The organism is Streptomyces sp. NPDC051320 (genome assembly GCF_040682175.1).
GTDB lineage: Bacteria > Actinomycetota > Actinomycetes > Streptomycetales > Streptomycetaceae > Streptomyces.
Map to the genome: position 1 here is coordinate 93809 of NZ_JBFBAL010000013.1, position 22138 is coordinate 115946.

The 22138-nt window shown below is 70.8% G+C and carries 21 protein-coding genes and 2 pseudogenes; 12 read left to right on the forward strand and 11 right to left on the reverse strand.

Translation table 11 applies throughout. The features are described 5' to 3' along the window. The first annotated feature begins 189 nt into the window (after positions 1-189). Together AB0M87_RS26245 and AB0M87_RS26250 are read left to right on the forward strand one after the other, a co-directional pair. Complete coding sequence (locus tag AB0M87_RS26245; RefSeq protein ID WP_365857031.1) at positions 190-1317, forward strand: hypothetical protein; 1128 nt, start codon at positions 190-192, stop codon at positions 1315-1317. Between the two features lie 41 nt (positions 1318-1358). Next, entirely contained in the window at positions 1359-2015 is a 657-nt protein-coding gene (locus AB0M87_RS26250) for an HAD hydrolase-like protein (RefSeq protein WP_365857033.1), read from the forward strand. Here the strand turns inward: AB0M87_RS26250 and AB0M87_RS26255 are convergent. Next, positions 1985-2242, reverse strand: coding sequence for a hypothetical protein (locus AB0M87_RS26255; protein WP_365857035.1), 258 nt, complete (start codon positions 2240-2242; stop codon positions 1985-1987). The genes AB0M87_RS26250 and AB0M87_RS26255 overlap by 31 nt on opposite strands. A gap of 164 nt (positions 2243-2406) precedes the next feature. Between AB0M87_RS26255 and AB0M87_RS26260 the strand changes: the two genes are divergently transcribed. Beyond that, positions 2407-2790, forward strand: a complete 384-nt coding sequence (locus AB0M87_RS26260; RefSeq protein WP_365857037.1) for a cold-shock protein — start codon at positions 2407-2409, stop codon at positions 2788-2790. A gap of 72 nt (positions 2791-2862) precedes the next feature. Here the strand turns inward: AB0M87_RS26260 and AB0M87_RS26265 are convergent, their stop codons facing one another. Genes AB0M87_RS26265 through AB0M87_RS26280 form a run of 4 tightly spaced genes read right to left on the reverse strand, consistent with a single transcriptional unit; the run spans position 2863 to position 6245 of the window. Continuing rightward, positions 2863-3759, reverse strand: coding sequence for a 1,4-dihydroxy-6-naphthoate synthase (locus AB0M87_RS26265; RefSeq protein ID WP_365857040.1), 897 nt, complete (start codon positions 3757-3759; stop codon positions 2863-2865). After that, complete coding sequence (locus tag AB0M87_RS26270) at positions 3752-4387, reverse strand: futalosine hydrolase (RefSeq protein WP_365857042.1); 636 nt, start codon at positions 4385-4387, stop codon at positions 3752-3754. The genes AB0M87_RS26265 and AB0M87_RS26270 overlap by 8 nt, the downstream gene beginning before the upstream one ends. A gap of 5 nt (positions 4388-4392) precedes the next feature. Then, on the reverse strand, positions 4393-4875 hold the full coding sequence (locus AB0M87_RS26275) for a DUF2771 domain-containing protein (RefSeq protein WP_365857044.1): 483 nt from the start codon (positions 4873-4875) through the stop codon (positions 4393-4395). A 26-nt stretch (positions 4876-4901) separates the two neighbouring features. Further along, a complete protein-coding gene (locus AB0M87_RS26280) occupies positions 4902-6245 on the reverse strand; it encodes an MFS transporter (RefSeq protein WP_365857046.1) in 1344 nt (447 codons plus the stop codon). A gap of 439 nt (positions 6246-6684) precedes the next feature. On the opposite strand from AB0M87_RS26280, the gene AB0M87_RS26285 reads away from it, so the two are divergent. Both AB0M87_RS26285 and AB0M87_RS26290 read left to right on the forward strand, forming a co-directional pair. Beyond that, complete coding sequence (locus AB0M87_RS26285; protein WP_365857048.1) at positions 6685-7593, forward strand: DUF3027 domain-containing protein; 909 nt, start codon at positions 6685-6687, stop codon at positions 7591-7593. Positions 7594-8378: 785 nt separating this feature from the next. Further along, positions 8379-11594: a molecular chaperone Hsp90 gene (locus AB0M87_RS26290; protein ID WP_365857269.1), complete on the forward strand. Its 3216-nt coding sequence runs from the start codon at positions 8379-8381 to the stop codon at positions 11592-11594. A 27-nt stretch (positions 11595-11621) separates the two neighbouring features. Here AB0M87_RS26290 and AB0M87_RS26295 read toward each other — a convergent pair whose 3' ends face one another. Further along, entirely contained in the window at positions 11622-11924 is a 303-nt protein-coding gene (locus AB0M87_RS26295; RefSeq protein WP_365857050.1) for a DUF2530 domain-containing protein, read from the reverse strand. 196 nt (positions 11925-12120) lie between these two features. Between AB0M87_RS26295 and AB0M87_RS26300 the strand changes: the two genes are divergently transcribed. After that, positions 12121-13569 (forward strand): NCS2 family permease, encoded by a 1449-nt coding sequence (locus tag AB0M87_RS26300; RefSeq protein ID WP_365857052.1) that lies wholly within the window; start codon positions 12121-12123, stop codon positions 13567-13569. A 30-nt stretch (positions 13570-13599) separates the two neighbouring features. Here AB0M87_RS26300 and AB0M87_RS26305 read toward each other — a convergent pair whose 3' ends face one another. Beyond that, positions 13600-13782, reverse strand: a complete 183-nt coding sequence (locus tag AB0M87_RS26305; RefSeq protein WP_365857054.1) for a ribbon-helix-helix protein, CopG family — start codon at positions 13780-13782, stop codon at positions 13600-13602. A 134-nt stretch (positions 13783-13916) separates the two neighbouring features. On the opposite strand from AB0M87_RS26305, the gene AB0M87_RS26310 reads away from it, so the two are divergent. Beyond that, positions 13917-14354 (forward strand): MarR family transcriptional regulator, encoded by a 438-nt coding sequence (locus tag AB0M87_RS26310; protein ID WP_365857056.1) that lies wholly within the window; start codon positions 13917-13919, stop codon positions 14352-14354. Positions 14355-14426: 72 nt separating this feature from the next. Then, positions 14427-15755 (forward strand): MFS transporter, encoded by a 1329-nt coding sequence (locus AB0M87_RS26315; RefSeq protein WP_365857059.1) that lies wholly within the window; start codon positions 14427-14429, stop codon positions 15753-15755. Between the two features lie 18 nt (positions 15756-15773). On the opposite strand, the gene AB0M87_RS26320 is transcribed toward AB0M87_RS26315, so the two are convergent. Next, a complete protein-coding gene (locus AB0M87_RS26320; RefSeq protein ID WP_365857291.1) occupies positions 15774-15965 on the reverse strand; it encodes a hypothetical protein in 192 nt (63 codons plus the stop codon). Continuing rightward, positions 15919-16539: pseudogene (locus tag AB0M87_RS26325) on the reverse strand (Uma2 family endonuclease); the annotation flags it as partial. The gene AB0M87_RS26320 and the pseudogene AB0M87_RS26325, both read right to left, overlap by 47 nt. Here AB0M87_RS26325 and thpR point away from each other — a divergent pair. Beyond that, on the forward strand, positions 16463-17008 hold the full coding sequence (gene thpR / locus AB0M87_RS26330) for an RNA 2',3'-cyclic phosphodiesterase (protein WP_365857061.1): 546 nt from the start codon (positions 16463-16465) through the stop codon (positions 17006-17008). The pseudogene AB0M87_RS26325 and the gene thpR sit on opposite strands and share 77 nt — an antisense overlap. A 132-nt stretch (positions 17009-17140) precedes the next feature. Here the strand turns inward: thpR and AB0M87_RS26335 are convergent, their stop codons facing one another. Next, positions 17141-18136, reverse strand: a complete 996-nt coding sequence (locus AB0M87_RS26335) for an aldo/keto reductase (RefSeq protein ID WP_365857063.1) — start codon at positions 18134-18136, stop codon at positions 17141-17143. 264 nt (positions 18137-18400) lie between these two features. Here AB0M87_RS26335 and AB0M87_RS26340 point away from each other — a divergent pair, with 264 nt between their 5' ends. The 3 genes and pseudogenes from AB0M87_RS26340 to AB0M87_RS26350 all read left to right on the forward strand — a co-directional run bounded on the left by AB0M87_RS26340 (position 18401) and on the right by AB0M87_RS26350 (position 20871). Beyond that, a complete protein-coding gene (locus tag AB0M87_RS26340; RefSeq protein WP_365857065.1) occupies positions 18401-18901 on the forward strand; it encodes a hypothetical protein in 501 nt (166 codons plus the stop codon). Positions 18902-18918: 17 nt separating this feature from the next. After that, a pseudogene (locus AB0M87_RS26345) lies at positions 18919-19103 on the forward strand (rhodanese-like domain-containing protein); the annotation flags it as partial. An 895-nt stretch (positions 19104-19998) separates the two neighbouring features. Beyond that, positions 19999-20871, forward strand: a complete 873-nt coding sequence (locus AB0M87_RS26350; RefSeq protein WP_365857271.1) for an HAD-IB family hydrolase — start codon at positions 19999-20001, stop codon at positions 20869-20871. Between the two features lie 329 nt (positions 20872-21200). Here the strand turns inward: AB0M87_RS26350 and AB0M87_RS26355 are convergent, their stop codons facing one another. Next, positions 21201-22073, reverse strand: a complete 873-nt coding sequence (locus tag AB0M87_RS26355; RefSeq protein WP_365857067.1) for a helix-turn-helix transcriptional regulator — start codon at positions 22071-22073, stop codon at positions 21201-21203. Positions 22074-22138: the final 65 nt, after the last annotated feature.

Sequence of the window (22138 nt, forward strand, 5' to 3'; positions counted from 1 at the left end):
TAGAGCTGACCCCGGTCCCCATCCGGTCCACGTTACTGAGATTTGCGGGGGGATGGCGCATCGCCCCACGCCGGTCCGCCGACTTCGGCCCCGGCGGCGGACGAGAAGTTGGACACCGGCTTCCAAGAACGGCCGCGCCCGGGTCGGGGCGCTACCGTCGGAACAGGCGGCGGGAAGGGGAGCGAGTCCGTGGGGATCGAGAGCGATCAACTCGTCTACGACTATCTGAGCCGGGTCGGCGACCTGGCCCAGCGACAGCTGACCTCCGGCGACCGGATGCGGCTCGTCTCCTCGCTCCGCAGCGAGATCGACCGGCAGCGCGCCCGGCCCGACGGCGAGGACACCGCCGCCGTGCTGCGGATCCTCGGCGCCCTGGGCACCCCCGCCGATCAGGTCGCTGCTGCGGTGGGCGGCGGACTGCCCCGCACCCAGAGTGCCGGACCGGACTCCGGGGCCACCACCGGCGATGACCCGGGGCGGGGCGCACGGCGGCGGGTCGCACGGGAGCGCGGCGCACGGGACCGGGCCCGCCGGGTGCCACGCCCGCGCCGGAACGAGAAGGCCGAACCGTCGCCCCGGTCGACCGCCGCGCTGCCACCTCACCTGGCCGGGGAGGACGAACTCGGCTCGTCCGGCAGTGAGCCCGACTGGTGGCGCATCGATACGGACAGCTTCGGCCCCGGCGACGCGGTGCCCGGTTTCACCGGTGGGGTGGAGATCCCCGAGATACTGCGCCCGCCGGCGCGGCGGAAGACCCGGCCCCGCGGTGAGGCGGGCGACGCCGATATCGACGCCGACTTCGACGCCGACTTCGACGCCGACTTCGACGACGAATCCGTGGTCGACGCGTCCGTGTATGACACGTCGGTCGAGGAAGCCCCCGTCAGCGAAGAGCCCGTCCGGGAGTCAGGCCCGCGCCGCCGATTCCGGCTCCGCCGCCGGGCCCCGGTGGTGGCGGAGCCGGCCGTCGCGACGCGCGGCTTCTCCAGCCCGTTCCTGCTGCTCGCCGCCCTCGCTCTGGTCGTCGGCGCGGTTCTCGGCAATCTCATCGTGCTCGCCGTCGGCTGGCTCCTCGCGTACAGCTCCCGCCGCCTGAGCCGGCTGGAGGCGAAGTGGGCGGTGCTGGGACTGCCCGGGCTGACCGTGGCCGGCGGCCTCGTCTGGCTGTGGGGGCGCGCCAACGGCCGCTGGAGCTCCCCGATCGCGGCGCACGGCATGGGCGCGGCGATCAGTGGTGAGTGGCCGGTCGTCCTCCGGGTGGCGGCCGGCGCGTCCGCTCTGTACCTGATCTGGCGGGCGCGGCGGCCCGTCGGATAGCGCCGTCGGCTGCGCGCCGCGGGGAAGGCAGGATGGGAGGCATGCTTTCGAACCCATCGGCCCGCACCCCCGCCCTGCCCCTGACGGTCGGCTTCGACCTCGACATGACGCTCATCGACTCCCGGCCCGGTATCCGGGCCGTCTACCAGGCACTCTCCGCCGAGACCGGCGTGTACATCGACGCCGATCTCGCGGTGACCCGGCTCGGCCCGCCGCTCGAACTGGAGCTGGCGCAGTGGTTCCCGGCCGAGCGGATACCGGCGATGGGCGACCGTTACCGCGCGATATACCCTGCCCACGCGATCGAGCCGACCACCGCGATGGCCGGCGCCGCCGAGGCGGTGGCTGCGGTCCAGCGGCTGGGTGGGCGGGCGATCGTGGTGACGGCCAAGCACGAGCCGAACGCCAAGCTCCACCTCGCCCACCTGGGCATCGAGCCGGACGCCGTGATCGGCTGGCTGTGGGCGGAGGCCAAGGCCGAGGCGCTGCGGGAGCACGGTGCGTCGGTGTACGTGGGCGACCACACCGGGGACGTCCGCGGCGCCCGGACGGCGGGTGCGTTCTCCGTCGCCGTACCGACCGGGCCGATCGGCGCGGACGAGCTGCGTGCGGCCGGCGCGGACGTCATCCTGACCGACCTGACGGAGTTCCCCGGCTGGCTGGCGGACTACGTGACGGAACCCGCCGCGCGCCCCTGACGCCGCTGCGCGGCGACGGAGCGCAGCACACCGGCCGCCGCGACCAGGAATCCGACGCCCATCAGCATGCACACCGCGTAGGCGATCGACGGGAACGGGTCCGTCCCCAGAAACAGCGGGGCCACGGTGACCAGGGTGGCCACAGCCCCGACGAAGAAGATGATCGCGCCGACCTGAACCAGCCGGTCACCGGCATGGACCTCGGTCGATTGGGTTTCATTGCTCACCCAGTCAGGGTAGTTCCTTGCGCGGAGGAACCATCCGGCGACGTCTTGTCACCAGTCCCAGGACCATTAGCCTGGGTCCTGGCGGGTCCGGGGGCCCGCCGCAGTGCTATCCAGAGCCGTTTTCGCGGATTATTTTTCTACGAGTTCGAGGACAAGGACAGACGGTGCCGACCGGCAAAGTGAAATGGTTCAACTCGGAAAAGGGCTTCGGCTTTCTTTCCCGCGACGACGGAAACGATGTCTTCGTCCACTCGTCGGTGCTTCCGTCCGGGGTCGAGGCGCTCAAGCCCGGCCAGCGCGTTGAATTCGGTGTCGTCGCGGGACAGCGGGGTGACCAGGCGCTGTCGGTGACCATCCTGGACCCGACGCCTTCGGTGGCGGCGGCGCAGCGGCGGAAGCCGGACGAACTGGCCTCGATCGTCCAGGACCTGACGACGCTCCTGGAGAACATCACGCCGAGCCTGGAGCGGGGTCGCTATCCCGACAAGGCGGCCGGGGCGAAGATCGCGGGCCTGCTCAGAGCGGTCGCCGACCAACTGGACGTCTAAGGGCTCTCCCGGACCGGCAGGGGCGGGCAGGCGAACAGGCCCTCAGGAACGACCCATCAGGGAAACGCCTCCTCAGGGGAACGACAGCGCCCCCGCCCCCACCGCAGGCACCAGCCCCTCCGCCGCGGCCCGGGTGAGCAGCCCCCGTACGGCCGCGTAGCCGTCCTCGCCCAGGTCGGCCGTGAACTCGTTCACGTAGAGCCCGATGTGCTGGTCGGCCACGGCCGGGTCCATCTCCTGGGAGTGGGCGAGCACATACGGCCGGGAGACCTCGGGGGCGTCCCAGGCCTGCCGTACGGACGACCGGATCACCTGGGCCAGTTCCCGCAGCCGCTCCTCGCCCAGCGACCGCTTCGCGATGATCGCGCCCAGCGGGATCGGCAGGCCGGTGGTCGTCTCCCAGTGCTCGCCCATGTCGGCCAGCGAGTGCAGGCCGTACTCCTGGTAGGTGAAGCGCGCCTCGTGGATGACCAGGCCGGCATCGACCTTGCCGTCGCGTACGGCAGGCATGATCTCGTGGAAGGGCAGCACGACGATCTCGCCGACCCCGCCGGGGACGACCTCCGCCGCCCACAGCCGGAAGAGCAGGTACGCCGTCGAGCGCTCGCTGGGCACGGCGACGGTCTTCCCGGTGAGGTCCACGCCGCTTTCCCGGGTGAGCACCAGCGGGCCGCAACCGCGGCCGAGCGCACCGCCGCAGGGCAGCAGCGTGTACTCCTCGAGCACCCACGGCAGCACCGCGTACGACACCTTCAGGATGTCCAGTTCCCCGCGCTCCGCCATGCCGTTGGTGAGGTCGATGTCCGCGAAGGTGACATCGATCGCCGGCGCACCCTGCACCCGGCCGTGCGCCCACGCGTCGAAGACGAAGGTGTCGTTCGGGCAGGGCGAGAACGCGATCCTCAGCGACTGCTCGGTCCTCAGCGACTGCTCGGCGGAGTGGTCGGCGTCGGCGGAGTGGTCAGTCATGGGTCCAGCCTTCCAGTACGGGGGGAAGCTTCCCGAACGCTTCGGTCAGCGCGGTCAGCGCCTCGCCGATGCGCCAGGCCGCCCGGTCACGGGGCCCGACGGCGTTGGAGACCGTCCGGATCTCCAGCACCGGCACACCGGCCTGCGCCGCCGCCTCGGCGACGCCGAAGCCCTCCATCGCCTCGGCCACCGCCCGGGGGTGCGCGGCCAGCAGGGCGGCGGCCCGGTCGGCGGTGCCGGTGACGGTCGAGACGGTGAGCACGGTGCCGGTCGTCGCGGCGGTGGCGGCGGCCACCGCCCGTACGAGCGTGCTGGGCGGGCGGTGTTCCACCGTGCCGAAGCCGAGGGCGGTCACCGGCACGAAGCCGTCGGGGGTGTCGGCGCCCAGATCGGCGGCGACGATCGCGTCGGCGACGAGCAGCGAGCCGGGCGCGGCGCGGAACCCGCCGCCGACTCCGGCCGAGACGACCAGGCCGTACGAACCGGTGGCCAGTGCCGTCGCGGTGGCCGCGGCGGCGGCGGCCGGGCCGACCCCGGCCGCGATCACGTCATGGCCGGGGAGGCCGCCGAACGCGCGCGTGACCGCGTCCCGCTCGGCGGGAACCGCGGTCACGACCAGGACGCGCAAGGCGGTCAGGCGTCCTTCTTGAACTTGAACGACCAGAGACCGTAAACCTTGTCGGTGCCGTTGCCCATGGCCACCGCGACGGTCGTGGTGTTGCCCTTGGCGCCGTACTGTGCGTTGAAGAACACGCTGCCCGGGATGTTGGTGAAGGTCTTGGTGCTCTTGGCGGTCAGCGGCTGACCGTTCATCAGCAGCGTCCAGCCCTTGTCGGCGATCGCCGGGTCCACGCCGAGGCGCACGGTGGCGTCCGGGTCGACCTTGATGGTGGTGACGCTCTTCTTGTCCGCGGCGCAGTTCCTGGTTGAGGACGCGTCCAGCGGCTTGCCGTCGTTGTAGCAGGCGGCCTGGGCGTGCACCGAGTCGGTGCCGACCGTCACGGTGGCGTTGGGGGTCGGCTTGTCGCAGGCGGACAGCACAAGGAGTCCCGCGGACAGGGCACCGAGGGCGGCAGCTGTGCGGCGGCCCCTACCGGAAAGAAGCGCAACGGTCATGGCCGAAGGCTATCGTCCGGTGCAGGTCACGCCACGCGGGGGTGCGGTGCGCCGCGTTTGGTCGCCTGCAGCAGCCCTCGTACGGTCCCGACGACGCCCGCGGTGACCAGTGCGGAAGCCACCGCCATGCCCAGTACGCCGTTGAGCGGCAGCGCGATTCCGATGACGCCGCCGACCACCCAGGCCATCTGGAGCAGAGTCTCGGACCTGGCGAACGCCGACGTCCGCACCTCTTCCGGCACATCCCGCTGGATCATCGCGTCCAGCGACAGCTTGCCGAGCGCCTGCGAGATACCGGCCACCGCCGCGAGCAGCGCCAGCAGGACCGGCGTGAAGAAGACCGCGGTGACCACGGCGGTGCCCAGCGCCAGCGCCAGCACCGCGGCGATCATGATCTCCGGGCGGCGGGAGCGCAGCAGCGCGCCGACCGCGGTGCCCAGCGCATTGCCGGCGCCCGCCGCGACGCCGACGATGCCCAGCGACACCGCCGCGCTCTGCCCCGCCAGGGGGTGCACCCGCAGCAGAAACGCCAGGAAGAAGATCAGGAAACCGGAGAGACAGCGCAAGGTGGCGTTGGCCAGCAGCCCCTTGAAGACGGCGGGGCCGACCGTACGGAGCGAGGGCTTCCGCTCGTGTTCCACCAGCCGGGCCTTGTGCTCACCCCTCGCCGAGTCCACCTTCGGCGGCAGTGTGAAGGCCAGAAACGTGCCGAAGCCGAAGACCACGCAGGCGCCGTAGAGCGGCCAGGGCGAGCCGATGTGCTGGAGCCCCGCGCCGATCGGCGCGCCGATCCCGGTCGCCAGCAGACCGCCCAGCGTCACCCGGGAATTGGCCTTCACCAGCGAGAACCCCGGCGGCAGCAGCCGCGGCACCACGGCGCTGCGCACCACGCCGTACGCCTTCGACGAGACCAGCACGCCGAGCGCGGCCGGGTAGAGCTCCAGGCCGCCGGTGGCCACCGCGCCCGACATGGTGATGGCGAGCAGCGCCCTGGCCAGCATCGCGCCGGCCATCGCGGCCCGGCGGCCGTGCGGAAGCCGGTCGAGCATCGGGCCGATCACCGGGGCGAGCAGCGCGAACGGGGCCATGGTGACCGCCAGATACAGCGCGACCCGGCCGCGGGCCTGGTCCGTCGGTACGGAGAAGAACACGGTGGAGGCGAGGGCCACGGTGATCATGACGTCGCCCATGCTGTTCACCGCGTGCAGCTCGATCAGTTTGCCGAGCCCCGACTCGCCTGCCCCGTGGGCGTGGGTGGCCTTTCTGATCCCTTTCGCGGTACCGGTGAACGGCCGGTAGAGGGCATGGCCGACCGCGCGGCCCGCCCTGCGCGCCGTGCCGGTTCGGTGGGACGACCTTGCGGTGGTCACCCCGTCATAGTGCCCCAACCCCGTACGACCCGAACCGGGATTCGGACGGGCAGGTGGGACCCGAGCCGGAGAGAGGGTAGCGTGCACGGAGGCTGCCGACCTTTCCCGGGCGGGCCCGCGACGCCTGTCACCGCACTTCGCTGCGCTGTCGGGGACCCCGAGTAGCGTCCGCTACTCGGGGGATCCCCGCCTTGCGATGCACGGCGCCGGACGCCGCGGGCTCATCCGCCCGGGAGTGATCGGCAGCCTCCAGCGCGCCACCGGCGGTAGCCCTTGGCTGTGCGCCTCTCCGTTATCCCGCAGAATGGGTAGGAGTAGGTGCCGCCCCGGGCATGTCGGGCGCGGACGTTGACGCGGTCCCCAGGTCCGCTCCGCCCGCTCCCGTACACGATGTTCGTCCGGCGCACCCGTGAGACGGCGTAGGAGAGAAGCGAGACCTGTGAGTGCTGCGACGACGAGAAGCCGTACCCCTGACCGCCTGTGCGCCGAGGCAGTGGGCCTTGCCCGCGAGGCGGCCGAGGAGGCCGCCTTCCCCGGGGTGGTCGGTGAGCACGTCTCCATGGTGGCGGAGGGCGACCGGGTCGTCACCCATTACTTCGAATGCAAGGAAGCCGGCTACCGGGGGTGGCGCTGGGCGGTGACGGTCGCCCGCGCCTCGCGGGCCAAGTTCGTCACGCTGGACGAGACGGTCCTGCTGCCCGGCCCCGATTCGCTGCTGGCCCCCGAGTGGGTGCCGTGGAGCGAGCGGCTGCGCCCCGGTGACCTGGGCCCCGGGGACCTGCTGCCCACCGAGGCGGAGGACCTTCGTCTGGAGCCCGGATACTCCGGCGAGGACGCACCGCCGCCGAACTCCGTCGTCTCGGACGAACTCGCCGAGCGGGTCGACGCGGAGGACGCCGAGGTCACCGACCGCACCGCAGTCCCCGCCCGCGGCACGCTCGCCGCGGTCGCCGAGGAGCTCGGCATGCGCCGCGCGCGGGTCCTCTCCCGCTACGGCCTGCACCTCGCGGCGGACCGCTGGGACGAGGAGTACGGCCCCCGTACCCCCATGGCCCAGGCGGCCCCCGCCACCTGCGCGTCCTGCGCCTTCCTGCTGCCGCTGGCCGGTTCGCTGCGGCAGGCCTTCGGCGTCTGCTCCAACGAGTTCAGTCCCGGGGACGGGCACGTGGTCTCCCTCTCCTACGGCTGCGGCGGCCACTCCGAGGCAGCCGTCATGCCCGCCCCGCCGCGGCCGGCCGCGCTGGTGCTCGACTCGACGGCCGCGGACGTGTTCGCCTTGCGGCCGGATCCGGCCGGGGGGTCGGTGCCGGTGGAGTCCGCCGGGGCGGAGGATCTGGGGCACTCCTGAGGGGGCGGGGGTTGTTTCCTTCCCGACCTGGGGCCCTGCCCCAGACCCCGGTCCTCAAGCTCCCCCAGCTACCTCCCCCAGATTCCGTCCGGGGGGACCCCCACGGAGGGGCCCCCAGGACGGGCTTGATTTTGCCAGCGTCAGCTTGATGGTGCGGGTTGCCCTGCCCTTGCGGCGGCGGCCTTCGCCAGCCGGCTGCGCGGCGCCCGTGCTCATCACCCAGTGAAGCCGTTTCACGCCTGGACCCCCGGCTCACGTCGGAAAATCCCAGTTCACGTCTGCACCATCCCGGCTCAGGCCGGAAAGCCCCCGTTCAACCTGCACCATCCCGGCTCACGCCTGCACCATCCCGGCTCACGCCTGCACCATCCCGGCTCACGCCTGCATCATCCCGGCTCACGCCTGCATCATCCCTGCTCACGCCTGCATCATCCCTGCTCACGCCGGAACGTCCCCTCTCACGCCTGGACTCCCAGCTCACGCCAGCACCCCCTTGCCCACGCCGCACCCCGGCCCTGCCTCGCGCCCAGCCGCGCCGCGCCGCCTCCGTCCCAGCCCCCCGCCGCACCCATCCCAGCTCACACCGCACCCGTCGGGTTCCAGTCCCCTCACCCCGGCCACATCCAGCCCCTCCGACGATTGAGGAGCGGGGTCCGGGGCGGAGCCCCGGTTCGGGTAGGGGCGGGGAGGGGACAAGCGCCGCAGGCACAACCGCCCACCCTCACGCGGTACGTTCCCCCTCAGACCCCGCCCCGCCCCGCAAAAAGGAGCCACGAGCCGTGATCGTGAAAGACACGAACGGAGCCGACCCCTTCGGCACGGCCCGCATCCGACACGGCGTCCTGGACGCCTGGGCCACCACCCCCGCCCGCTTCCGCGAGGACGCCAACGCCGAGGAAGACCTCGCCCTGGGCGGCTACCGCGACCGCCTCGTCGTCGAGCTGGCCCAGAACGCGGCGGACGCCGCAGCCCGGGCCGGCGTGCCGGGCCGGTTCCGGCTGACGCTGCGGCCGGGCACCGGCGGCGACCCCGCCGTACTGGTGGCGGCCAACACCGGCGCCCACCTGGACGCCACCGGCGTCGAGTCGCTGAGCACCCTCCGGGCCTCCGCCAAACGCACCGAGGCCGACACGGAAGCCTCCGTCGGCCGCTTCGGCGTCGGCTTCGCCGCCGTCCTCGCGGTGAGTGACGAGCCGGCCGTCATCGGCCGGCACGGCGGTGTCCGGTGGTCCCTCGCCGAGGCCCGTGAGCTGGCGGCCGACGCCGCACACCGGGCCCCGGCCACTCCGGGCCCGGGCCTGGACGACGAACTGCGCCGCCGCGACGGCCACGTACCCCTGCTGCGGCTGCCGCTGCCCGCCGAGGGCTCCGCGCCGGACGGCTACGACACCGTGGTCATCCTGCCGTTGCGCGACGGCGGCGCGGAGGATCTGGCCCAGCGGCTGATCGCCGCGATCGACGACGCGCTGCTGCTGACCCTGCCGGGGCTCAGCGAGGTCACCGTCGAGACCCCGCAGGGCCTCCGCACCCTGACCCGTACGGCGCACGGCCGGTACGTCCACATCACCGACACCACAGCGGGGGCCGCAGCACCCACCACCCGAACCACCCGCTGGCGGACCGTGAGCGGCCAGGGCCCGCTGGACCGGGAACTGCTCGAAGGCCGCCCCGTCGAGGAACGGCTGCGGCCGCACTGGTCGGTGACCTGGGCCGTCCCGGTGGACGCCGAGGGCGCCCCGGCGCGCCCGCGCACCACGCCCGTGGTGCACGCGCCCACGCCCACCGACGAGCCGCTGGGCGTGCCCGCCCTGCTGATCGCCTCGCTGCCGCTGGACACCACCCGCCGCCACCCGGCCCCCGGACCCCTCACCGACTTCCTGGTGCAGCGGGCGGCCGACTGCTACGCCGAGCTGCTCGGTGGCTGGCAGCCGGTATCGGTCGGCACGATCGATCTGGTGCCCGGGCCGCTCGGCAAGGGCGAACTGGACGGCGCGCTGCGGGTGGCGATCCTGCAGCGGCTGGCCCGCGTCGCCTTCCTCGCCCCCGCCGCACCCCGCTCCGCCGATGCCGACGAGTTCGGGGAGGAGCCCGCCGCCCCCGGTGACGAGCCCGTTGACGAGCCGGGCGACGAGCCCGGCGACCGGCCGGCCGCGTTGCGGCCCTTCGAGGCCGAGGTGGTCGAGGGCGCCGGCGCCGACACCGTACGGGTGCTGGCCGAGGTGCTGCCGACGCTGCTGCCCGCAGGCCTGGAACGCCGCCCCGAGCTGCGCACCCTGGGCGTCGGGCGGCTGACGCTCGGCGACGCCATCGAACGTATCGGCGGCGCCGAACGGGCACCGTCCTGGTGGCGGCGGCTGTACGAGACGCTGGCCGGCGTCGACCCCGACCAGCTGGCCGGGCTGCCGGTGCCGCTCGCCTCGGGCCGTACGGCAGTCGGTCCGCGGCAGGTGCTGCTGCCGCTCGCCGAGACCCCGGCGAACCTGACGCGGCTCGGCCTGAAGGTGGCGCACCCGGACGCCGCGCACCCCCTCCTGGAGAAGCTCGGCGCGGTGTCCGCCACGCCCCGCGCCGTACTGACGACCCCGCAGGTGCGGGCCGCCGTCGCGGCTTCGATGGACGAGGGTGAGATCTGGGACGAGGACGCGCCGGACTCCGACGAACTCGCCGACATCGTGCTCGGTCTCGTACGGGAGGCGAACCTCGGGCCGGGCGACGAGCCCTGGCTCGCCGCCCTGGCCCTGCCCGACGAGGACGGTGAGCCCGCCCCGGCCGGCGAACTCGTGCTGCCGGGCAGTCCGTTCGCGCAGATCATGCGCGAGGACGAACTGGCGCTGTGTGACAGCGAGTGGGCCGAACGCTGGGGCGAACAGCCGTTGACCGCTTGCGGGGTGCTGGCCGGTTTCGCCCTGGTGCGCGCCACGGACATCGTGCTCGACCCGGACGAACTGGAGCCGCGCGAAAGCGACTTCGCCGAGCCCGACGACCCGGGCCTGCTGGACGCGGTGGACGTCTGGTGCGAGGACGTGCTCGACCAGCTGCCCGCATCACACGTGCCGCCGGTGGCGACCGAGATCATCGCCGTCCGGGACCTGGATTTGGTCGACGACGACAAATGGCCGCAGGCCCTGGCCCTACTGGCGCGGCCCCCGCTCCGGGACGCACTGACCCAGCAGGTCCGGGTGCTGCTGCCCGATGGCACCACCGCCTCGGTCCGCTCGTACACCGCCTGGTGGCTGCGTGACCATCCGGTGCTGGACGGGCGCCGCCCGGCCGGCCTGCGCTCGGCGGGCGGCGACCGGCTGCTGGCCGGTCTCTACGACGAGGTGGATGCCACCGGCTTCGACGACGAGCAGGTGCTGCGGGCGCTGGGCGTCCGGACCTCGGTGGCCGGTCTCCTGGACGAACCCGGCGGCGCGGCCGAACTGCTCGGCCGGCTGGCCGATCCGGACCGCGAGGTGTCGGCTCCTCAGTTGCACGCGCTGTACGGCGAGCTGGCCCGGCTCGACCCGGAACAGGTCACGCTGCCCGACGAGCTGCGGGCCGTGGTGGATGGCGAGGTGCGGGTGGTGGACGCGTCCGACGCGTTGGTGGCCGATGCCCCCGACCTCTTGCCGCTGACCTCGGGTACCCCCCTGCTCCCGGTGGCCCCGGACCGCGCGGCCGACCTGGCCGAGCTGCTCCAGGTCCGACGGCTCAGCGAGACGGTGCGGCCCGAGGTGACCACGGCGGGCGAGGAGCACGAAGTGCCGGAGGCGGTCCGGGTCCTGCTCGGTCCCGGCACCCCCGACACGTACATCGAGCACGAGGAGCTCCTGGCGGACGGCGTGGAGCTGGACTGGCACCGCACCCGCGACGGCGTCCTGCACGCCGCCACGCTGGAGGGCGTCGCGGCCGGACTGGCCTGGTCGGCCGGGCAGTGGCCGCGCCGCTTCGAGGTCGCGGCCCTGATCGAGGATCCGTCCCGCACGGACGAGCTGGCACGGGACCGCTGGTTCGACTGAGCCCCCGACGCCGAGCGCCGCGACGCCCTACTGCGGCTCGGGACCGGGCTCAGGACCGGCCGCCCCCGGCTCAGCATCCGGCCCGGGCGTCGCGGCCCGCTTGAGCGCGGCGTCGCGCCCCCGGACGTACCAGACGCCGATCAAACCCAGCCCGGCGCCGGCCGCACAGGTCCACAGCCACCACAGGTGCCCGTGGTCGTCGAACCAGCCGTAGAAGGGCAGCTGGACGAGGAAGAGGACGAACCAGATGATCGTGCCGCCGGTGACCGTGGCGACGACCGGCCCCTCGAGGGGCTCGGGTGCCTCATGCGTCGGTGTCCACTTCGCCATGGCCTCAGTCTATGCGCGGCCCGTTCGGCCGATCCGGGGCAGTGTCCCGGCCGGGCGGCGCAAGGGTCTACGCGCGGAGATAGCGATCTTCGACCTATGTATTCATACTGAAGCGGCTTTCGAATGACTGGTTATATTCGTGTAAACGTCCAACTCTGGCCGTTTTCCATCGCCCCATGACAACTGAGGTCAGCGCATGTCTTCCTCGGCCACCGCTCCGGTCGACGCCACGAAGCCGCCGAACCCCGGCGGACAGAATGCCCTTGACCGCTTCTTCAAGATCTCCGAGCGGGGGTCATCGGTCGCCCGGGAGATCCGCGGCGGCTTCGCCACCTTCTTCGCGATGGCCTACATCATCGTGCTCAACCCGATCATCCTGGGCAGCGGGCACGACATGTACGGGCATCACCTCGACGGCGGCCAGCTGGTCACCGCGACCGTACTGACCGCTGCCTTCTCCACACTGCTGATGGGTGTCATCGGCAATGTGCCGATCGCGCTGGCGGCCGGCCTCGGCGTGAACACCGTGGTGGCCCTCCAGCTGGCACCGCGGATGAGCTGGCCGGACGCGATGGGCATGGTGGTACTGGCGGGCATCGTGGTGATGCTGCTGGTCGCCACCGGGCTCCGGGAGCGTGTCATGAGCGCCGTGCCGCTAGGCCTGCGCAAGGGCATCGCGATCGGCATCGGCTTCTTCATCCTGCTGATCGGCCTCGTCGACTCGGGCTTCGTCTCCCGCGTCACCGACAACGCCCACACCACGGTCCCGCTCCAGCTCGGCTCCGACGGGCACCTGCACGGCTGGCCGGTACTGATCTTCGCGGTCGGCGTGCTGCTGACCCTCGGACTGATCATCCGCAAGGTGTCCGGCGCGATCCTGATCTCCATCGTGGCGATGACCATCGCCGCCATGATCATCGAAGCCGTCACCAAGGTGCCCAGCTGGGGCCTGACCACCCCGAAGTGGCCCGGCAATCCCGTCGCCTCACCGGACTTCGGTCTGGTCGGTCACCTGAGCCTGTTCGGCGGCTTCCACAAGGTCGGCGTCCTGACCGGCGTGCTCTTCGTCTTCACCGTGCTGCTCTCGTCCTTCTTCGACGCCATGGGCACCATCCTCGGCATCGGTGACGAGGCCAAGCTGATCGACAAGGACGGCAAGTTCCCGGGCATCAACAAGGTGCTGTTCGTCGACGGCATCGCGGTCGCGGCGGGCGGTGTGACCTCCTCGTCCGCCAACACCTGCTTCGTGGAGTCCACCGCCGGTGTCGGCGAGGGCGCCCGCACCGGCCTGGCGAGCGTCGTCAGCGGCCTGCTCTTCACGGTGGCGCTGTTCCTCACCCCGGTGGCGACCATGGTCCCCTCTCAGGCGGCCACCCCGGCCCTGGTGGCCGTCGGCTTCCTGATCCTGGCGGGCAATGTCAGGGACATCGACTGGTCCGACTTCACCATCGCCGTCCCGGCCTTCCTGGCCATGGTGATGATGCCGTTCACCTACTCCATCACCAACGGCATCGGCATCGGCTTCATCTCCTTCGTCGTGCTGCGGGCCGCGGCCGGGCGGTGGCGCGACATTCCGGTCGCGATGTACGTCGTGTCGCTGGTCTTCGTCTTCTACTACGCGATGCCGGCCCTGGGTCTGACCTGACCTGACCTGGTCCGACCGGAACGGCCCGGCTCAGGTGCGACCGTAGAACTCCTCGGTCTCCTCGACCGCTGTTTGAAACCGTTCGTCGAAGTCGTCGCGAATGAGCGTCCGGACCACGTAGTCCTGGACGCTCATTCCGCGTTTGGCGGCATGATCGCGGAGCCGGTCCAGCAGCTCGCCGTCTATGCGCAGGCTGAGCACAGTCGATCCCATACCGACCAGGGTTGCGCTGCCGAGCGCCGTCCTGCGTCAGTTTTGTGCCTCGCCTCACTCATATGGGTGATGTCGCTCACCGGACGGCATACTCGGGTGGTCTTTAGTAAAGGTAATGAGTTACGCTAACGACCATGCCTGACCTATCGTCCGACGAGAAGGCCGCCACCGTGGACACCCTGCGTTCCACGGTGATGCGGCTGAGCCGACGCCTCAAGCACCAGCGCGTCGACGAGTCGCTGAGTCCCACCGAGATGTCGGTGCTCGGGACGCTGGCCCGCTGTGGCTCGGCCACGCCCGGGGAGCTCGCGCGCAAGGAACACGTGCAGCCGCCCTCGATGACCCGCATCGTGGCGCTGCTGGAGGCAAAGGGCCTGGTCAGGCTCGAACCCCACCCCGACGACCGCCGGCAGAAGGTCGTCAGTCAGACCGAGGAGGCGCAAGCCATGCTGGCGGAGAGTCGCCGCAAGCGGAACGTCTGGCTGGCTCAGCTCGCCGAGGGCCTCAACGAGGACGACTGGACCCGACTTCAAGCCGCTGCCCCCGTACTGGAAAAACTCGCACGTCTGTAGCCGCCGCACACCCACCGCATCCATAGCCCCGCACAGCCCCACATCCGCTCTACGCCCAGGAGGCGACCACTGTTGAGTTCGGGACCCGGAGCAGACTCCGCCCCCGCACCCCAAGAGACCCCTGCCCGGACTTCGATGTTCAGCTCGCTGAAGATCCGTAACTACCGGCTCTTCGCCACCGGCGCCGTGGTGTCCAACACCGGCACCTGGATGGCGCGCATCACCCAGGACTGGCTGGTGCTCAGCATCACCGGATCCTCGGCGGCGGTCGGTATCACCACGGCCATGCAGTTCCTGCCGATGCTGCTCTTCGGTCTGTACGGCGGCGTCATCGCTGACCGCTTCACCAAGCGCAGCCTGCTCTTCTGCACCCAGGGTGCGATGAGCCTCGGCGGCCTCTTCCTCGCCGTGCTCACCCTCACCGGTCATGTCGAGGTCTGGCACGTCTACCTCACCGCCTTCTTCACCGGCCTGGTCACGGTCGTCGACAACCCGACCCGCCAGTCCTTCGTCTCCGAGATGGTCGGCCCGGACCAGGTCCGTAACGCCGTCAGCCTGAACTCGGCGAACTTCCAGTCCGCGCGGCTGCTCGGCCCCGCCATCGCGAGTGTCCTCACCGCGGCCGTCGGCCCGGGCTGGGCGTTCCTCGCCAACGGTCTCTCCTTCTTCGCACCGATCACCGGCCTGCTGCTGATGCGCACCCGCGAGCTGCACCACAGCCCGCGCAGACCGCGCGGCAAGGGCCAGCTGCGCGAGGGCCTGAACTACGTCTCCAAGCACCCCGACCTGATCTGGCCGATCGTCCTGGTCGGTTTCGTCGGCACCTTCGGCTTCAACTTCCCCATCTGGCTGAGCGCCTTCGCCAACGGCACTTTTCACGGCGGCGTGGGCATGTACGGCCTGTTCAACACGCTGATGGCGGTCGGCTCCCTGGTCGGCGCCCTGCTGGCGGCCCGCCGCGGCACATCACGGCTGCGGATCCTGGTGGGCGCCGCGATCTGCTTCGGCACGCTCCAGGTGATCACCGCGTGGCTGCCGTCGGTCTGGGTGTTCGCCCCGATGATCGCGGTCATCGGCGTCGTCGGCCTGACGGTCAACGTCACCGCCAACTCGTCGGTCCAGATGGGCACCGACCCGGAGATGCGGGGCCGCGTGATGAGCCTCTTCATGATGGTCTTCACCGGCGGCACCCCGCTCGGTGGCCCGCTCTTCGGCTGGCTCACCGACACCTACGGGGTACGGATCAGCTTCACGCTCGGCGGCGCGATCTGCGCGGCCGCGGCGATGGGCGTCGGCCTGATGCTGGCCCGCGCTGCCAACCTCCGCCTGGAGGTCGACCTCCGCCGCGGACGCCGGCACGTCTCCCTCGTACCGCGCGAGGAGCTGGCCACGGCGGCGTGAGCGGGCTTGTCGCCGGGTTCAGTCGCGGGGGAAGTCGTCGGTCTGCAGGGTCAGGCCGACGACGGTGGAGGTGAGGTCGACGGGGACGCCGAAGCCCAATGTCAGCAGGCTGTGGTACGCGTCGTCCTTCGGGAGAGTGTGCAGGTACCACTCGCCCTTGTACGGGGTCGACGACGAGGTACACGGGTACGCCGGCAGTGGCGTAAACATCTTTCTTCGGCCCGTAATCGTTCGGCGCGGTGTCCTTGGAGACCACCTCGGCGACGAACTCGATGTCCTCGTAGCGCCAGCAGCCCTTGGCATCCTTGGCAGCACCGTCCACGAGAGCCACGACGTCCGAGGCGAAGCCGTTCAGCCGACCCGGGAAATCGATTCTTACGTCGGACTTCACGCGCTTCCGGGGGTAAACGGCGCGCAGTTGCTCGACGATGTCCAGGATGATGTCCCCGTGGGTGTTCCGCTGCGGCGACATGAAAATGTTCCCCCCGACGATCTCGACCTTGTATCCCTCGGGGGTCGGCTCGAGCCACTCGAACATGCTGTCCAAAGTGCGCTCATCGCTGGTGTCGGCCATCTCGATCCTGTCGTCGACGACGGTCATCGTGGCGCTCCTCCCCGCTGCCGCGCGTGGGTGCGGGCAGCCGCGCAGTACAACGATACGCAGGGTGACCGGATCACGCCGGAGCCCGGCCAGGGACACTGGCCTCATGAAGCTGTTCGCCGCCGTGCTGCCGCCGCCCGAGGCTGTCCACGAACTGGCCCGGGTGACGGCCACGCTGCACATGCTCCCCGGCGCCGACACCCTGCGCTGGACCGGCAGGGCCGGCTGGCACTACACGCTCGCCTTCATGGGCCAGGTCGACGACACCCTGATCCCGGCCCTCGAAGCCGGCCTCGCGCACACCGCCCGGCACCACGAGCCGTTCGAGCTGAGCATCGCCGGAGGAGGCTTCTTCGGCGGCAAGGTCCTCTGGGCGGGAGCCGGCGGACAGCTGACCGCCATGGCCGGGCTGGCCGCCGACACGAGGGCTGCCGCACAGCAAGCCGGAATCGCCATGGAGGAGTACCGGCCCTACGTGCCGCATCTCACCCTCGCCACCCGCCGCACCGCCACCGGGCTGCGCCGGTACGCGGACGCCCTGGCCGGCCACGTGAGCGACCCGTGGACCGTGCGGGAGCTGGTGCTCGTACGCAGCGGGACGGACCCCCGGTACGAGGTGGTCGCCGCATGGCCGCTCGCGAGCGGCACGTAACCTCGGAGCGTGGACCCGAAAACCCGTAACTGGATCATGGCGGCCGTGCTGGTGCTGCTGTTCGTCGTCGTCGCGGTGGCGGCCGCCGTCGGACAGTAGTCCCACGACGGCCGCTTCAGCCGGCGATTCCGCCTACCAGGCGAAGGCCTCCGGCGAGGGGCCCGGACCGGGGAAGATCTCATCGACCCCGGAGACGACGGCCTCCGGCAGCTCCAGCTCGACCGCGCGCAGCGCCGAGGCCAGCTGCTCACCGGTGCGCGGGCCGACGATCGGGCCCGTCACCCCCGGACGGGTCAGCAGCCATGCCAGGCCGACCTCGCCGGGCTCCAGACCGTGCTTGTCGAGCAGGTCCTCGTACGCCTGGATCTGCGCCCGCACCGACGGGTCCGCCAGGGCTTCCGCCGACCGGCCGGTCGCGCCGCGCGAGCCGCTGCCCTCGCGCTCCTTGCGGATCGCACCGCCGAGCAGCCCGCCGTGCAGCGGCGACCAGGGGATGACACCCAGGCCGTACTCCTGCGCGGCCGGGATGACCTCCATCTCGGCGCGGCGCTCCATCAGGTTGTAGATGCACTGCTCGCTGACCAGACCCACCGAACCGCGCCGGGCGGCCAGCTCGTTGGCCTGAGCGATCTTGTAGCCGGGGAAGTTGGACGACCCCGCGTAGAGGATCTTGCCCTGCTGGATCAGGACGTCGATCGCCTGCCAGATCTCCTCGAACGGCGTGTTCCGGTCCACGTGATGGAACTGGTACACGTCGATGTGGTCCGTCTGCAGCCGCTTCAGCGAGGCGTCGACGGAACGGCGGATGTTGACCGCGGAGAGCTTGTCGTGGTTGGGCCAGGCGTCGCCCGAGGCGGCCATGTTCCCGTACATCTTCGTGGCGAGCACGACCTTGTCGCGCCGCTCACCACCCTGCGCGAACCAGGTGCCGAGGATCTCCTCGGTCCGCCCCTTGTTCTCGCCCCACCCGTACACATTGGCGGTATCGAAGAAGTTGACCCCCGCGTCCAGCGCGGAGTCCATGATCGTGTGACTGTCGGCCTCGGTGGTCAGAGGCCCGAAGTTCATCGTGCCGAGGACCAGTCGGCTGACCTTGAGTCCGGTGCGTCCAAGCTGCGTGTACTTCATGAGGTCCTAGCCAACCCCTTCGAGTGCGCTCGAATCAAGCACGCGGGGCGGCCGGTGCGCGGCTTCTGTACGCGATGCCGGGCTGCGGCCCTCCGCCGACCGCGGTCGGTTCGCGGAATGCGGGGTACACGCAGCATTCGGAGGGTGTGCGAGAAACGTCCTGGCTACGGGAGGTGGGCACGGTGGCTCAAGACACGGGTATACCGGGAGCGCAGCAGCGGACAGCCGACAGCTCGGCGGCGCTGGACGAATCGCTGGTGGGCGATGGCACTGTGGGTGCTTGTGGTGTGGACGGGCGTCCAACTCGTGATCCACCGGGGGCACAAGCCCGTGGAGGCCCTGATCAGCGGGCTGTTCTGCGCGGTCTTCTGCACCGTGTGGTTCCTGGTGCGACGTCGCAGGGACGGGCGTGCGGTGGGTACCGAGCCCGACGCGGTGCCGTCGCTCGACCGCAGGATCCAGAAGGAGGACGTACCCGAGGACCCGGCGGAGCGTGAGTTCATGCGCCTGCTCATCGAACCACGAGCGAATCAGCTGAGGCGGAGCGGCCGTTGGGGCTTACCGCTGGTGGTGGCCATGACGGTTTTGCTGGCCGTGCTGTTCTTCATCCTCGGGTCCTGGGTGGCAGGCAGCTGTGCCATCGCGGGCGGCGCGGCGCTGTTCGTCTTCGCGCTCTGGAACCGTCGCCGCCTCGGCGGCCGGTTCGCGCGGATGGAGGAACGGCTCGCTGACGTTCGGCGCCCTCCTCGCGGTTCTGCGGCCTGACGGGGCCGACGATCGGTGGAGGCAGCCGCGCACCGAACTGGCGCTCGCCCTCGCCCGGCTCGGCTACCAGGTCAAGGAGATGATCGGCGGCATCGAGTACTGGATCCGGGAAGGCTTCGCGCTCGAGACGGCGAACGGCATCGAGCAGCGGCCGGCCGACCCGCTGACCTCCCCGATCGGTTCCCTCACCTGCGCGTGCTGAACGACACGACCTGACCGGGCGTCATCGTCCACCCGGCTTCCCGCTGTGGCGCGAGCGCGTCGTACCAACGCACACGCCCCTGAACCAGGTCGCCGGCCGCTGCCCGCACCGTAAAGGGCAAGACGCCTGCGCGCCGCTTCCAGGCGACAGATGAATCGCCTGGAACAACACAAACCGAACCCATGGCGGCCACCGCCAGGGCGGATAGCCAGTTGCCTTGGTTGCCGACCTTCTCTAGACTTGCCGCTATGCGGAATAGGGCTTCCGCATAGCGGAATGCGGACAGGGGGATGGATCCTGAAACTGGTGTCGTGCTCGGTCTGGCGTTTCCTGTGGTGGTGATCGGGCTGTGCACCGGGATCGTCGCCCGCCTCGGCGGCGGCGCCGGCCCGCCGGGGGAGTCGCAGCGGTCCGCGGAGGCCAGGTCGCAGGCACAGTCGTCGTGGACAGTCGTACGGCTGGCGCCGTACTCGTCCGCTCGCCCACTACTGCCCGAGTCGTCAGCGGAGCAGAGGACCGCTGCGGGCCACGCGAGCGGTGTGGGTGCCCGACCTCGCGCCTGGGTGGCTGCAGATTCGAGGGGCGGAAACGGGGCTTGGCGGGGAACGAGGTGCCCACACTGCCGACCTGCTGCCGAACGTTCCCTCCGCCCCAGCGGGTAGCCCCGGCGCGATCCTGGAGAGCGCGATCACGACGGGGCACGTCGGCATGGCCAGGTAGGGAAACCGCCCCGATTGCTCCGCACTTGATGATCGGGGATGCCGGGTGACCGCAGGCGAAACGGGGAGGTCGGTCAGCAAGCCGTGCCACGTTCGGCGAACGAGATCAAGAATTCGCGCAGGTCGGCTTGCCCCTCATCGCCGTCGTCCTGGGCCGTCAATGCGAACTGGGCCAGTTGAGGCATCGCGATGGGCCAAGCGGCGAGTCCGATGAGAGTCAGCAGGAGCTGATTGGCCATGGTGGAGGAGTAGCCGGTCGTGACGGCCAGGGCCCGAGAGGCGCTGGTGTACCACTCGGCGCGCCCTGTGCTCCGATTGACGGCACACTCACCGCGGAGACGACCCTCTTCCGCTTCCTGCGCTACTACCTGGCTGCTCAGGGACATGGCGCACACGAGTACGACCACCGGCGCCGGCGGCTGGCCGCCATGACGGCAATCGGCATTCCGCGCGAGAGGACCAACCTCGCCTACTTCGAAAATTTCAGGAACGCCGAAGCAACAACGGTCAGCCGGATTGCTCAGGAGTGGTTCGAAGCCGAGCTGCGCCGCGGTGGCTTTTTCAATGGCCACGTACTCGCGGCTCTCCACCGGCACCAGGAGAACGGTAATCGGACCGTCCTGGTCTCCGGATCGTTCCCTGCCTGTCTTGGCCCGCTCGCGGAGCATACGGGGGTCGACGACATCTGGTGCACTCCACCGGAGATCGTAAACGGACGCTACACGGGTGGCCTCGTGGGTCCTCCCATGATCGGTCACGCCAAAGCTGATGCCGTGCGGCTCTCCGCCGCGGGCTACGGAGCCTCCCTCGACGACTGCGTCGCCTATGGAGACCACATTTCTGATCTACCCATGCTCAGGGCCACCGGCTCAGCCGTGGTCGTGGGCGAGGACAAGGAGCTGCTCGCGCAGGGCGGCTCCCGGCCCTGGGGGCTGTTGCCCGGCGCGCTGCCTCCCCCTCCGCTGCCCCTGCCGCCACCGATGGTCCGGCCCATCGGTGGCGGTGGGTCGGTTGCCGGCGGGTCAGGACCGCAGTACGTCGAGGAATAGTGACCCCAGCGCGAACCGATCAGATGAAGCGGCTTTGACATCGTGTAGCGGCTTCGCCGTGTGATGCGGCGCCCCGCAGCCCCGCCGTTCCCTTCGCCATCGACGCAGCGTCCTTCGGTGTCACCGGTGGGGGCCTCGGCACCCGCTCATTCGTCGTCGACGGCGTCCGGGGGATGCAGGGCCGCAGGCCGCCGGACGCCGCCGACGAGGAAGACCCGGCCGCACCGGAAGCGTTCGAAGCCGGTCCGCGGAGGGTGGACATCCGGACATCGTGACGCGCTTGTTCCGGCTGCGTCGCTGGACCGCCGGTGTGCGTCGGGCGGTGTGCGTCAGGTCGTCTTCGGGGGCGGGGTGTCTGCCGGCCTGCCGGCTGCCGTGCCGGTGGGTTCAGTGTGTGAGAGCGCGGCGAGAAGGTGCAGCTTTTCGTCGCTGTCGCTGTCCTTGTCGGGGTAGTAGACGACGAGGATGACGTCGTCGATGGGGAGCTTGTCGCGGTGCAGCCGTAGTTCACCGACGACGGGGTGATGGACGGTGGTGGTGCCTCCGTCGAGGTTGCGGACGTCGTGTCGGGCCCACAGGGTGCGGAATCGCTGGCTGGACAGTGCGAGCTCTCCGACGAGTTCGACGAACCGGGGGTTGTCGGTGTCGTCCCCGACGGTGGTGCGAAGAGCGGCGACGAAGCTGATGGAGGCTTGCGCCCAGTCCTGGTGGAAGGCTTGCTCCTCGGGATCGAGGAAGAAGGAACGGAGCCGGTTCTGGCCCGGTCGAAGGCGCGGGGACAGGGCGACAGCCATGGGGTTGGAGGCCAGGACGTCGAAGGCGCGTCCTTCGACGAACGCGGGAATCGAGAGGTGGGCGAGGAGCTGGTGCACCCGTGCCGGGACGTGCTCGGGGCGCTTGCGGCGCGGCGCCCTGGGGCGTGTTGCCGTAAGGCCGAGCAGATACGTGCGCTCGACGTCGTCGAGACGCAGGACGCGCGCGAGTGATTCGAGGACCTGAGGCGAAGGGTTCTTGTCGCGGCCGCGCTCCAGGCGCAGGTAGTAATCGGGGCTGATGCCGGCGAGCAGGGCGACCTCCTCACGGCGCAGGCCGGGGACGCGGCGGTTGCCACCGGATGGGAGCCCCGCCTGCGCCGGGGAGACCAGCTCACGCCGGGCGCGGAGGTAGCTGCCGAGCCGGTTCTCGGATTCCTCATCCTTCATACCGACACCGTAATGCGGTGCACGTGTCGCAGAGGGGGCCCTGAGAGGACCAGGGAAGAAGGGGG